The sequence below is a fragment of the Jeotgalicoccus halotolerans genome, from assembly GCF_003387165.1.
GTDB lineage: Bacteria > Bacillota > Bacilli > Staphylococcales > Salinicoccaceae > Jeotgalicoccus > Jeotgalicoccus halotolerans.
The window spans coordinates 1-13,629 of the sequence record NZ_QUMW01000017.1 but is presented as its reverse complement, the minus strand read 5'-3'; the positions used below and the strand labels follow the sequence as shown (position 1 = coordinate 13,629).

At 42.3% G+C, this 13,629-nt stretch carries 12 protein-coding genes; 1 reads left to right on the top strand and 11 read right to left on the bottom strand.

Going from position 1 to position 13,629, the window contains the following annotated elements:
- Positions 1–47: 47 nt before the first annotated feature.
- The 10 genes from DFR63_RS11280 to DFR63_RS11235 form a co-directional block, all read right to left on the bottom strand.
- On the bottom strand, positions 48–905 hold the full coding sequence (locus DFR63_RS11280; protein WP_115886050.1) for a metallophosphoesterase family protein: 858 nt from the start codon (positions 903–905) through the stop codon (positions 48–50).
- 21 nt (positions 906–926) lie between these two features.
- Positions 927–2,276, bottom strand: a complete 1,350-nt coding sequence (locus tag DFR63_RS11275; RefSeq protein ID WP_245954183.1) for a TrkH family potassium uptake protein — start codon at positions 2,274–2,276, stop codon at positions 927–929.
- A gap of 124 nt (positions 2,277–2,400) precedes the next feature.
- Positions 2,401–3,840, bottom strand: coding sequence for a S1C family serine protease (locus DFR63_RS11270; RefSeq protein ID WP_115886048.1), 1,440 nt, complete (start codon positions 3,838–3,840; stop codon positions 2,401–2,403).
- 71 nt (positions 3,841–3,911) lie between these two features.
- Complete coding sequence (locus DFR63_RS11265) at positions 3,912–4,694, bottom strand: TerC family protein (protein WP_115886047.1); 783 nt, start codon at positions 4,692–4,694, stop codon at positions 3,912–3,914.
- 258 nt (positions 4,695–4,952) lie between these two features.
- On the bottom strand, positions 4,953–6,509 hold the full coding sequence (locus tag DFR63_RS11260; RefSeq protein ID WP_115886046.1) for a peptide chain release factor 3: 1,557 nt from the start codon (positions 6,507–6,509) through the stop codon (positions 4,953–4,955).
- A complete protein-coding gene (locus DFR63_RS11255) occupies positions 6,493–6,753 on the bottom strand; it encodes a YueH family protein (protein ID WP_162842350.1) in 261 nt (86 codons plus the stop codon). Before DFR63_RS11255 ends, DFR63_RS11260 begins: the two co-directional genes overlap by 17 nt.
- Positions 6,728–8,227 (bottom strand): UDP-N-acetylmuramoyl-L-alanyl-D-glutamate--2,6-diaminopimelate ligase, encoded by a 1,500-nt coding sequence (locus DFR63_RS11250; protein WP_115886044.1) that lies wholly within the window; start codon positions 8,225–8,227, stop codon positions 6,728–6,730. The genes DFR63_RS11255 and DFR63_RS11250 overlap by 26 nt, the downstream gene beginning before the upstream one ends.
- Positions 8,228–8,356: 129 nt before the next feature.
- Positions 8,357–9,202, bottom strand: coding sequence for a twin-arginine translocase subunit TatC (tatC, locus tag DFR63_RS11245; protein WP_115886043.1), 846 nt, complete (start codon positions 9,200–9,202; stop codon positions 8,357–8,359).
- Positions 9,203–9,213: 11 nt separating this feature from the next.
- On the bottom strand, positions 9,214–10,944 hold the full coding sequence (locus DFR63_RS11240; protein WP_115886042.1) for a GMC family oxidoreductase: 1,731 nt from the start codon (positions 10,942–10,944) through the stop codon (positions 9,214–9,216).
- A gap of 112 nt (positions 10,945–11,056) precedes the next feature.
- Positions 11,057–11,851 (bottom strand): gluconate 2-dehydrogenase subunit 3 family protein, encoded by a 795-nt coding sequence (locus DFR63_RS11235; RefSeq protein ID WP_115886041.1) that lies wholly within the window; start codon positions 11,849–11,851, stop codon positions 11,057–11,059.
- 400 nt (positions 11,852–12,251) lie between these two features.
- Between DFR63_RS11235 and DFR63_RS11230 the strand changes: the two genes are divergently transcribed.
- Positions 12,252–12,644, top strand: a complete 393-nt coding sequence (locus DFR63_RS11230) for a hypothetical protein (RefSeq protein WP_115886040.1) — start codon at positions 12,252–12,254, stop codon at positions 12,642–12,644.
- 19 nt (positions 12,645–12,663) lie between these two features.
- Here DFR63_RS11230 and DFR63_RS11225 read toward each other — a convergent pair whose 3' ends face one another.
- Complete coding sequence (locus tag DFR63_RS11225) at positions 12,664–13,440, bottom strand: M23 family metallopeptidase (RefSeq protein WP_115886039.1); 777 nt, start codon at positions 13,438–13,440, stop codon at positions 12,664–12,666.
- Positions 13,441–13,629 lie beyond the last annotated feature (189 nt).

Here is a 13,629-nt window from a genome sequence, read left to right as displayed (position 1 = left end):
AGGAGCCACAGACAACTGTCTGATATGCTCCTCTTTTATCCAGAAAATTATAAATACCTGTAAACAAGGTCCAAATATTCAATATCCTCTGCAACTTTGGAAAATTCTTTGTCTCTTATTGCCATACTGTGTCCCAGATATTCAAAAGTGTTAACTCTTGTTTTAAATCTGATGTCAAGCTCCATTATTCGTCCATTATGGACATGGTGATACAGCGGCACCTTTTCGCCGTGCACGCGTGTTGTATTGAAAACGGGTGTCTGTTTATCATAATTTCCTTCATAGAATGAACCGGTAATTACGATGCCGACGCCTTCCAGACTGTTTTTCAAATTTTCTATACAGACCGAATCGTCGGTGAAATCCGATACAAAAACGATAACATAATCCGGCTCCTCTTGACTGTGCAGATAACGCAGCCATTTTTTAAAGGATGCTTCTAAATTCACCGATGAAATCTGTTCAGTTTTATCTTCTGACGGACCGCCGTATCCGCCGATGACTGCGAGCTTCATTCTGTTCATATTAAATATTCTGTACGGCTGGCCGTAAAATGGCTCAGCCGTAAATTTTTGAACGATATTTGTGCAGATCCATGGGAAATACGATGTTCTCATTGCCTTTCCTGTAGCCCCTATATTTTTTATATCACTCATATTGAGTGTCGCAAATTTGTAATGCAGATGATTCATGCTCATAATATACGGGTTTTGCGGTCCCTTAGTATTTACAGCATTGCCAATGGCACCCCCGAGGTCGCAAAATATCGGCCGTTCATATTCTTTCATGCTCATACTGTTGACCGCACTGGAAATTTTACCGAAGGTCACGCCTTCTTTTTTACCCAGACACCCGTTCATATGCTGTGTAATATACAGCTTGACATTAAAAAATTCAGATACCATTTCTTTCACTCCCTGCTGATTCTAGCCTACCATCAGGCGTTCTTCAGAGTATTTATAAGTCAGTTCCCGCTGTCTGCCGGCGATTGACAAGAGAAACGATACAAATCCAATTCTGCCGATAAACATAAAAATCATTATTACTGCTTTACTTAATCCTGATAACTGCTCGGTTATACCTGTAGATGTTCCAGTTGTACCGAAGGCAGAAGTTACTTCAAAGATAATCTGGGTCAGCGTAAATTGATGGCCATCCGCAATTAAGACGGTAAGAATTCCTGCGAAAACAAGAGCAACTGCAAGTGTAAAGACTGCAAAAGCCCGTTCTATATCTTTCTTCGCTAACCTTCTCTGGAATATATTGATATGCTGCCGTCCTCTTGAAAACGATATGAGGAAGAGTATCAATATAGCAAAGGTTGTCGTCCGTATTCCTCCGCCCGCACTGGATGGCGATGCTCCTATAAACATGAGCACGCTCATAATAAGCTGCGTAGTCTCAGTAAGCTGTTCCACAGCAACAGTTGTTATTCCGCCGCTTCTTGTACTTGCTGATAAAAACATGCTTGTCATTACAGACGACAGAATATTTTTACCTTCAAAATATTTTGCAGCTTCAAGCAGATAAATTAAAATTGTCCCGGCAAGAAGCAGTAGTCCGTATGTGGACGTTGTCACTTTCGTAAATAAGGAAAAACGGAAGCCCGGCGAATGTTTACTGAAGAAATGCTTCAGCTCTATTAAAACCGGATAGCCGATTGCCCCGAGTATAATCTGGCACATTACTGGTATTTCAATGAATAAATTTCCTTCCAGATGCGTTAAAGAATTACTGTACAAATCAAGTCCGCCATTTGTTGTTGCTGAAACGGACAAAAAAGTGCCGTGTAATATGGCGTGGGCCAAATCGCCCGACTGCATATAGAAATACGATATATAAATAAGTGCACCTGCGACTTCAACTGCGATAAGCAGCGTTATAATATCAAGCACGAGTTTTACTGCACCGGACATTTTATATTGTGCATTGTCTGTAATAATCTGCCTGCGTTCTTTAACACCGATACGGCGCCCGAGCAAAATCCACAGCAAAGTTCCGACAGCCATAATCCCGATGCCTCCGAGATTCATTAAAAACATCAGCAGTATATACCCCGATACATTAAATGTTTCCACTATTGTCACGGTACTTAAACCGGTAACGGATATCGAAGATGCTGCAACAAATAAAGTATCGATAAATGAGATTCCGTCAGTCTGGTAAAAAAACGGAAGACTGAGCAGTAAAGTTGCTGCTGCCAAGGCCAAAAAATAATACAGCAGTATGGCTCTTTGCGGACTTAAGTTCGTAAAGAGCCGGCGTAATTTTTTCAAAAAGACTATCCCCAATCTGTAAATCACATAATAAAATAATATAGACACATTATACAATAAAATAACCATTTCTGATTAAAAAAAACGGAATCCCTGTATCAGGATTCCGTTAAAATTTATTTTACTATTCCAGTACTACCGTTGCCGACTGCTGTTCGCCGTCGCGGTAAAAGTCAATTGTCATTTCTTCACCTGATGATTTTACATAATAGAGATGCTGTCGCAATTCAACCATATTGTTAATCGGCTCTCCATCCAGATGAGTAATCACATCAAGTTCCTGAAGCCCTGCCTCTGCAGCAGGAGAATTTTCCTGCACGCCGCTTATAATTACGCCGCCTTTAACATCTTCAGGAAGCTGCAGCTGGTCATAAACAGAAGATGACGCCACATTTAAAAGATCCTGCAGTGTAATGCCAAGGAATGGTCTTGTAACTTCTCCGTTTTCTTCCAGCTGTGAAGCAACTTGTTCCACTTCATTTACCGGAATTGCAAAGCCAATCCCTTCGACTGAAGCAATGCCGACCTTCATCGAGTTAATACCGATTAAACGCCCATTAGCATCGATTAGCGCTCCACCTGAGTTGCCCGGGTTGATTGCTGCATCTGTCTGAATAACGCTCGCTTCCCAGTCGTTTGAGCCGTCTCCGTCCAAGTCAACGGGAACGGAACGGTCGAGGCCTGAAATAATACCCTGCGACACTGAACCTGAGAATATTTCACCGAGCGGCGAGCCGATTGCGATGGCCGGTTCACCAACCAGTAAATCGCTGCTGTCGCCAAATTCAATCGTAGTCTCCACAACGTCAGATGGAATACTGAGCACTGCGAGATCTGTCCATATATCCGAACCGATGAGTTCTGCATCTACCGAATCGCCGCTTTCCAGATTTATTTTAATTTCTTCAGCACCGTCGACCACATGATGGTTCGTTATAACGTACGCAGTGTCGCCTTCAGTTTTATAAATTACACCTGAACCGCTGCCCGCTTCTTCAGCTTCTTCAGAAGTAGAATTAATACCCGGTATAATTGACTGGATACGCTGCATGTTAATAACCGACACAACTGCCGGCTTCGCTTTTTGTACTGCAGCTGTCGTATCTGTAATTACCTTATCAGTGTTTTCTTCTTCAAGCTGCTGCTTCACTTCCGATAAGTCCTGATTCGAATCTACTTCAGAAGCGGTTTCTTCACCGGCTGATTCTTCTGTTTCTCCGTTATCATCTGTACCGGTAAATAAAAGGTAGGCCCCGAGGACGAGAAGCGCGCCGATAATTCCTGCAAGAAGCGGCAGTAAAAATGATTTAAAACCGCCTCCGCCAGAATTTCGAGGCGGCTCTTCTGTACTCCGGAAGTTTGAAATGCTTTCCTGTTCTTCAGGTGGAGAATTTATCTCGCTGCCTGTATTAGGATCCGTACCGAATTCTCTTTCTTCTTCACGTGATCTAGTAAATTCAAATTGATTTTCAGCGTCTTCTGCTGATCGATTCTTATCCGTGAAGTTTCGTGCTGTCCGTCTGTATTTTTCTCTGTCAATCGGACGTTTTCTTTCATCACTCATAATAATCACTCCCTGTTATTACTTTACAAGTAATTATAAGGCCTTTTGAATTTTCTTGCCAATTATAACCGTCAGGATTTCGCTGCTGTTTTGCCTTTGTCTTTTTTACTGCCGCCAAACCAGCCGAGAAGTACGATGATAATCATCACGGCCCAGAAGATAATTTTCCAAATCGTTGAGTGCGGGAATTCTGCCGGAATAATACCAATCGCTTCATGAGCCAATGTCAGCACTGTCAGTTTAACCCCGACCCAGCCGACGATAACAAACGCCGCTACTTCCAGTGACGGGCGTTTTGCCAGCAGCTCAACAAAGTAATTTGCAAAGAATCTCATAATGATTACCCCGACAAGTCCGCCGACAAGCATTACAGTATACTGTCCTGCGTTAACTCCAAAAAAGTCTCCGCCGACTGCAGGCAAGGCAAGTGCAATTGCTGCAGCAGCTAAAATAGAGTCTACCGCAAAGGCTATGTCCGCGAGCTCCACTTTAAAAACAGTCATCCAGAATCCGGATTGTTTTTTGTCCTTCTGTTCCTCGATTAAATCATCAGCAGTTTTATCCTTATGCTTTTTGATAGCGATTAAGTGTGATATTGATACGTAGAATAAATACAAGGCGCCTAATGCCTGAACCCACCACCACTGAACGAGCCAGACGAGTAATAATATCGCAATAACCCGGAAGACAAATGCACCGAGCAGTCCGTAAAATAATGCTTTCTTTCTTCGTACAGGATCTAAATGACGCACCATGACTGCCAGTACAACAGCGTTGTCCGCTGCAAGTAAACCTTCCAGCCCAATTAACACAATGAGGACCCATGCATATTCCAATAATACAGCTGTATCCATCTTTATTCCCTCCTTTTCATATTAAACACAAAAAGAGACCAAAACAGCCAGTCCGCGCATATTTTTGCACAGCACTGTCTGTTAAGGTCTCACGATACAATAATATATATTGCTCGGTGCACCGGGATTTCTCCGTAATGACGATGCACCGATAGTTTCCTATACGTTACTCCCCTTAAAATACAGGTTCGTTATATGTGTTTTTTAATTCTTATTAAATATATGATAGTCAATGTAAAAAGTAAAGTGAAATTTACTTTACAGCAGACTGTATAATTTGATTTCCGGATATTTTTCCGAGAACCAGCGCATCGCAAATTCATTCTCAAACAGGAAAACCTGCTGATCAAAACGGTCATATACTAAATTCGCCCGGGGCGAGTTCATCGAATCTTTAATATCTTCTTCATTTTCTACCCAGCGCGCGATTTTTCTGCCGACGGGTTCCATAAAGATATCCGTATTGTATTCATTTTTCATACGGTGTTCGAACACTTCAAACTGAAGCTGGCCGACCGCGCCTAAAATTGGCTGGTTCGTATGCATCGATTTGTAATACTGAATTGCACCTTCCTGCACGAGCTGTTCGATACCTTTGTAGAAATGCTTCTGTTTCATTACATTTTTAGCAGAAACTTTCATAAACATTTCTGGTGTAAATTGCGGCAGGTCGATGAAATCACGCTTTTTTCCACTGTAAAGAGTATCGCCGATCTGATAGTTTCCTGTATCGTATAAGCCGATAATATCGCCGGCATATGCTTCGTTAACAGTTTCTTTGTCGTCAGCCATAAACATCGTCGCCCGTGTAATCTTCGATTTCTTTTTAGTGCGGGCAAGTACCGCATCCATACCACGGGTAAATTTCCCCGAAACGATTCTCATAAATGCCAGACGGTCGCGGTGCTTAGGATCCATATTGGCCTGGATTTTGAAGATAAACCCGGAAAATTCTTCATCTGTCGGGCTGACTTCTGTACCGTCTGTCGTCTCGCGTCCGGTCGGCTCTGGAGCAAAGTCAACGTAAGTGTCGAGAAATTCTTCAATACCAAAAGTTGATAAAGCTGAACCGAAGAATACCGGTGTCAGGTCACCCTTAGAAATTTTTTCTTTATCAAACTCGTCTCCCGCTTCTTCCACGAGCATAAATTCATCTATCGCATCTCTATAGGCAGCATCTTCTGTTATTTTATGCGGTTCAGTCAGCTGATAATCATCGTCGAGCGTTAATGTTTCTTCTTCTCTGAACGGATTAATCGTGCGCTCTCGGCGGTTAATTATTCCGAAAAAGCTCTGCCCCATGCCGATTGGCCATGTCATCGGGTAGGTTTCAATCTCAAGCGTCGATTCAATTTCTTCAAGCAGTTCAAACGGTTCTTTACCGACCCGGTCCAATTTATTAATAAAGGTAAAAATCGGAATACCGCGCATTTTACAAACTTTGAACAGTTTCAGCGTCTGAGGCTCGATTCCCTTGGCAGCATCGATTACCATGACCGCGGAATCCACCGCCATTAAGGTGCGGTAAGTGTCTTCTGAAAAATCTTCGTGTCCGGGCGTATCCAGAATATTTATCTTGTAGCCGTCAAAATCAAATTGCATTACTGAACTTGTTACACTGATTCCGCGTTCCTGCTCTACTTTCATCCAGTCACTCGTTGCAAATTTCCCGGTTTTCTTGCCTTTAACAGTTCCCGCTTCGCGGATTGCACCGCCGAATAACAGCAGTTTTTCTGTCAAAGTTGTTTTTCCGGCATCCGGATGGGAAATAATCGCAAACGTTTTGCGTTTCTGTATTTCATCTTTTATATCCATTATTTTCTCCTAGCTCAGTTCTTATTACTGATAGTATTGCTTCACTGGCCTCTTCACTTTCATCTTCATCGAGCACTGTGAAAAGATGTATAATCAGTTCTTCAGACATCTCTTCTTCTGTGAGGTCCGAGCTCATCTGCATACTGAAGCTGAGTTCCGGTATGCTGATAATATATGTTTCTTTATACTCTCCGATATAAGTTTCACAGGCCGTCCCGTTAAAATTTACTGTCGCTGACAACATATTCTTCACTCCGGTATTTTCGGTAAGCGGCATCCAGCGCAATTAAATCATCTCTGTGTGGTACTTTTACATAGTTTTCCATAATTTGATACGGTTCGCGCCCTTTACAGGCAAGAATAATTGTATCTCCGGGTTCAGCCTTGTTCACGGCGTGAATAATTCCTTCTTCCCGGTCTGTATACGATACATAATTATCGTGGGCTGCACCTTCTTCGAGCAGTTTTACAAGCATCTTCGGATCGTCGTTCGCAGGATTGTCAGGCGTAAAGACTGCGTAATCAGCCAGCGTCGCTATTTCGCCCATTTCCGCCCCTTTTGAAGAATCACGCTCTCCCGTCATGCCAATTAAGCAGATCAATCTGCCTTTAACGAATGGTTTTACAGTGTTAATTACTTTTCTGAGAGCATCAGGCGTGTGGGCAAAGTCTATTATAATATTAATCGGCAAGGTCGGATCGAGAACTTCCAATCTGCCGTCTATAACTTTCATCTCCGGAACTGCAGATAAAATATGTTCAATATCGTAACCCTGCAGCCATTCGCTGATAACTGCACACATTAAGTTCTGAATATTGTATTCCCCGACAAAAGGAGAGTTTACTTCAAAGCTGCCCTCCGGCGTATTCAAGGTAAAATTAAAACCTTCAAGACTGCCTTTTATATCAGATGGATAAAAATCCGCCGTGCTTTCCATACCGTAAGATATTGTTTCAAACGGTGTCATATCTTTGTACACAAGAGACCATTCATCATCATTATTCAACACGACGTATTTATGTTTTTTAACATCCTGGCCAAGCTGGGAAAACAGCAGACCTTTAATATGCCCGTATTCCTCCATACTGTTATGAAAATCAAGATGATCCTGCGTTAAGTTGGTAAAAATGGCAATATCAAAGTCGATACCGAAAGTCCGCCCGAGTTTCAGCCCGTGAGATGATACTTCCATTGTAAATACTTCAGTATCGTTTTCATGAGCTTCTTTAATACGTTTGTGCAGGCGTGTCGTTTCCGGCGTAGTATTGGCTGATACCATATGGATATCGTTAATCATAAAACCATTCGTTCCGAGATACGCACTTTTTTTGCCGAGTGCCATGCTCAGATTGTGAATCATCGTTGAAACTGTCGTTTTGCCGTTCGTTCCAGTCACGCCGATCATGGTCTGGGATTCATGAGGAAAATCATAAATATATTCGGCAAAAAGAGCCGCAGTTTTCGATGGATCTTTTACTACCATAAGACCGACATCAGAAGGCAAGTCTACATAGCGGTCAGCTATAATAAAGCGGCATCCGCGTTTAATGACGTCTTCTACAAAGTTTAGGCCGTCGGTCTGTTGTCCTTTTATTGCTGCGAACACAGCTTCCTCGTGCGTTTCCCGGGAATCCGCTGTAATATCCCTGACAGTTTCCGGGAAATTTCCGTACGTGGTTTTTATCTTCAAAAGAGATAGAAGCATCGTTGATTTCATCTCAGTTACCACCTTTCAACTTAAGTAATTATACATGAAAATACCCTTCTAAAGATAGAGATATGTTACTTTTCATTAAAAATGAGCGGACATGGCAATTTTGCCGTGTCCGCTCATTTAAAAATTATTTTATTTACGTTCTTTTTTTTCTGCTTTCTCCTGCGCTTTTTTCTCTTTTTCCGCTTTAGCTCTTTCTTTCCGTTCTCTCCGTTTAATCAGAATAATACTCAGTTCGTATAAAAGAATCATGGGAATAAGAGTAATCATGTGCGTAAACACATCCGGCGGTGCAATAAGCGCTGTAATGACCAGTAAAATAAAATATGCATATTTACGCATCGTCGTCATCACTTCAACAGTCAGCAGTTCAATATGATGCAGAAATAATGCGACGACCGGGAGCTGGAAGACCAGCCCAAACGGAATCGTTGTTATTAACAGAAACGACATGTATTCATCCGCAGTGACCAGTACATTAAAATTCTGTTCCCCCATTTCAATCAGGAAGAAGTAGCTGAGCGGGTGCACAACAAAATATCCAAATGCCAGACCTGTTATAAAAAGCAGCAGCATAACCGGCAGTGATCCTTTCAGGAACTGTGTTTCTTTATCCACAAGTCCCGGTCTCATAAACTGCCACAGGAACCAGCATATAAACGGGATGGAAAACCCGATACTGATTGCGCCAGATGTTCTTAAATAGAAACGGATAACTTCAAACGGTCCGAGAACAACGATGTCCGCCCCTTTTGAAACCGCCGGAAACCACCATCCGACTGTGGAGAAAATAATCAGGAACCATACCGTTATTACAACCGCAGACTTAATCAGGACGGACCTTAAATCCTCAAGATGATCAGTCAGGGGAGCATACGGATCTTCCCTGGTTACTTTCTTCCGCTTAGTTACCGTTTCCGGTTCATTATTTACATGTTTGTTATCAGGATTCCGATTTCCATTTTGCTTCGGCTCCATTTTACATCACCTTATTCTTCTTCTAGGCGTCCGCCATCTTCAGCATATTTAATAACACCTTCTGCACAGCGGTAGGCAAGCGCTCCGACAGTCGCCGTCGGGTTATAACCGCCGTTGTGCTGGAAGTTTCCTGCACCGACGACGAACAAGTTATCGCGGTCCCAGTGCTGCAGGTAATTATTGACTACACTTGTTTCAGGATCAGAGCCCATCGTCGTACCGCCAGTATTATGTGTTGACTGGTAAGGAGCGATATTATAATCAGTCAGCTCCGCCGCCAGGTCAACCTGGCTTGCGCCCATTTCTTCTAAAATTTCACCTGAACGTTCAGCAAGGTATTTCTGTCTCGCTCTGTCCTGATCAGTAAAATTATATGTGAGGCAGACAAGGGGCACACCATAAACATCTGTATATTCTTCATCCATACTTAAGTAATTTTCTTTGTGCGGACTTGTTGCCCCCTGACCTGATACAGAGAGTACACGGGTGTAGTTTGTAATTGATTCTTCTTTAAACTCTTCCCCCCATGAAGGTGTACCGCTCGGTACAGGGTTCGACAGAATCGGTCTTGCACCAGTTTGAGTAATAGATATATTACCGCCGTGCAGGAAGTCAAGATCTTCGTGATCAAAGTTATCGCCGTTGTAGTCATCGAGTGCCATGCCAAGTGCTCCGGCCCCCATGAAGGTATTGAACTGATCATCAAAGAATCCTGTTGCACCGCCGAAAATCTGGTAGCAGTAATTGCGGCCTAAAGTGCCTTTGCCTGTTTTCGGATCGTACTGTTCTCCGATATCTGAAACAGCCAGCAGCTTGTAGTTATTAAAGACGTAGCTTGTCAGCGCCACGACATCAGCAGGCTGAATGAATTCTTCACCTGTTATCGTATCAACAAATTTAACACCTGATACTTTAGAATCATCATCTTCATCAGTAATTACTTCCACAACATTAGCCTCTGTGCGCAGAGTAAAGTTATCACTTTTCTGAGCCGTTTTAATTACAGTAACTTCAGGCGTTGCTTTAGCGTCGTACTCACAGGCGAAACGTTCACAAAATGCACAGTACTGACATGCATTGATTTGTTCGCCGTCAGGATTTTCATATTGCTGGCTCAGGTTTGCGGATGGCATCATATGAGGATGAAGCTCCATATTCGTCGCAGCTTCTTCAAACATGCGGAGCATGCGTGATTTTAACATAGGCGGTGTCGGGTACGATTCTGAACGCTTTCCGCCAAGCGGATTCTCTTCACCGGAAATTCCGGCTGTTTTTTCAAACGTATTGAAATAAGGCTCCAGTTCATCGTAAGTAATACCCCAGTCTTCAAACTGATAGCCGTCATCCTCCTGCAGTTTCTTTTTACCGTAACGTTCTTCCGTCATCGATTTAATCTCGAAATCATACGGCAGGAATCTCCAAGTCTGGCCATTCCAGTGTGTACCGGCTCCACCTAAGTTTTCACCTAAAAGGAAGGAGCCCTGCTGACGCATCGGCAGTGCTTTTTCATCTTTATTATTTCTGAAGGTCAATGTTTCTTTAGAAGTATCCTGCATTAACTCGTAACGCACTGCGTACTTCAACTCATCATGCACGTGCTGATAGTCTTCGGTACCGCGTTTTCTGCCGCGCTCAAGACCCATAACGGTTAAGCCCGCTTTAGTTGCTTCCGCAGCAATAATACCGCCGGTCCAGCCTACTCCTACTGTTACTACATCTACTTTATCTAATGTTGTTGCCATAATTTTCCCCCTAAAATAAACTCAAAATTTATTGCCTGATTCCTGGCGATTGAATAATCAAATTCAGACTCCAAAAAATTTCACTGGAGTCTGGAAATGATAGACAACTAGATTAGTGAGCCATACCAAATACCGGTTCAGGCTCTAATTCATGGAACTCGTCATCTTCGATGTATTGAATGTATGACATCTGGTGACCTGGGAATTTTTTCATTTTCCATCCGGCCATATCACGGTTGCCGCGGTAAACCGGGTCTGCATATGCACCTTCGATTGTCGCTGAACGCAGCATTGTAAAGAAGTAGCTTGATGTTGCAGTGTACGCTGGCACACCGAAGTCAACTTCTCCAGCTTCAAAATCAGTCAGAATATCATCCATCTGTCCGTCTTCTAAATCTGCAAAGTTGGTATCGTGGCGATCGTTCGCTTCTTCGTTCAATTTTTTAATGCCGAGCATGAAATAATCCCGGCGATTTAAATTAGACTGATAACCTTGTGTCGGCAGCGGTTCGGCAAACGGTCCCTGCATATATTCTTTAGAGTTAAAGCCGTATTGGCCTGTAAGCTGACCATCAAGATAAAACGCACAGCCGAGTTCAATCGCTCCCGGACCTGATTCAGTTTCCGGGAAAATACGTTCCATTGCTGCTGATACTGTATTGAAATCCGTGTCGTTCGCAAAGAATACACGGGAATTGTCTGTTATTCCGCCGGTCTGGCTATCTGTTTCAGTTCCTTCTGAAGCTGTGTCTTCAGTTGTTGAAGTTTCTTCAGATGAGGATCCATCCAGATTGAAGCCGACAAGCCCGCCGAGTAAAGAACCTCCAATGATTCCGCCTGTTGCTACACCTGTAGTCTTTAAGAAGTCGCGTCTTGAAAACTGTTTTTCTTCTGGTGTTTTCGCCATTTTTAATTCCCCCTAATTAAATCTTATTTATCATACATTATAAACATATTATTTATAATAGAAATGATTAACTTACTTTTTACATCTTTTTTTAATCCACTCTGCTCAGTGGATACTCTATTATACTCCGATTTAACAATCTTTATTTTTATTAATATATTAATAAAAATAATGCAGCAGACCATTCCAAGAGTGGTACAATATGATTAAAGCTCTGGCTGCTCTCATATTTCCTTATCCGGCATGTGAAATGCGTTTGCGGCTTCATCTGCAGTCTGAGTATTTACACTGCAGAATTTTTAACAGGTGTGCCGTCAGACTTATTGACCACCCTTGTAAAGTATAATATGATTAATTATATATTAAATTTGACAATTTTAACATAGGTGGTGGAAATTTTATGTCATTCTTTAACTTGCTTACCTGGAATAACAGTCATATGGATTTGCGTTACGTCGAAGATGATCTGCATGGTCAGGTAAATATTACCAATGTGTATAATGATGACCGTTACGTAAATATGGAGAAAGTTAATCAGAAATATGATGCAGAACTTCAGAATGCACAGCGCAGCATCAATTCCAACAGAATTATTATGCTGGTTCTTTTTACTCTTGCAGTATTCCTTCCTGCTGTGCTTTTAAGTGTAGTTCAAAGTAATCTCCTCTTAATCGGCGGTATTATCGTTTATGCTATTATTGCTTACTTCTTAATGGAAGCAGTGAACCAGGTTCAGATTAACAGAGTCCTTTATGATATAACCAACGACAAAGAAATCCATGCGCAGCCTTAATCAGGTGCGCATGGATTTTTTATTCTTTTCCTTTTGATGTATTCAGCCTGCTGACTTTTCCATATAGCTTTGTTTCTTTAAATACCGTCCCCGGAATCTTTTTCCCGCACGCGATAAATACTGTTTTCCCCTGCTGCCTGCATCTAAGCCACCAGTATCCGTCATTATCATAGAGCTTATTAAAACTAAATTTCGAGTTTTTACCTGTAAAACCAATTTTCGAACCGGCCAGAGATGGAAAATCCCGGATATTAATTATGTGATTTGCAGTAAAATCCCCGCTCCACATCCAAGCTGCATTATACTTGCGTTTATCGACATTTAGAGCAAGCGGATTAATACCCGTACAAACAAAATTCCGTTCTCCGCTTATATAGCCGTATTTTTGAAATTGAATATGGAGATGGCTGCCCATCTGGACATTCTGATAATTTGTATTGCTCTGATAGCCGATAATATCCCCCTGCTTTACGTGCTGGCCGGGGCTAATAGAAAGCGGCCGTGCAAGATGACCGTAGATTACCTGCATACCAAGATTCTTATTCGCAAGCACGACAGTACCGCCAAAGTTTCCAAAACCTGCTGTTCCGGGAGCAGCAATGCCGTCAAAAACTGCCGGAACCGGTGCTCTGTCGTATTTCACGAGATCATATGCTCTGTGGTAGCCTCCGCAGTAATTATCATAATTATAACCGTTCACCGTATAATTTCTCAGCCCCCAGATGCCGCTTTTATACCTCGTCGGATCAGATGTAACCTTAAAACCATGATTAATTAAATACTCAATTGGATTCATTTTTCTCCCCCTTTTACCTTCTGACCTTTATATCGGCTGAAGACAGTAAAAAAGGCAATTTATTCTGCCGGCAGAAACAAACCCGGGCAGCCAATGAACTGCTCCCTGTCAAGTAGACAGGTAAAAAAACAAAATAGTATTTTGGTCGCACACGACGATTGTCGTGTGCGTTTTTTTATGCGGGTATCT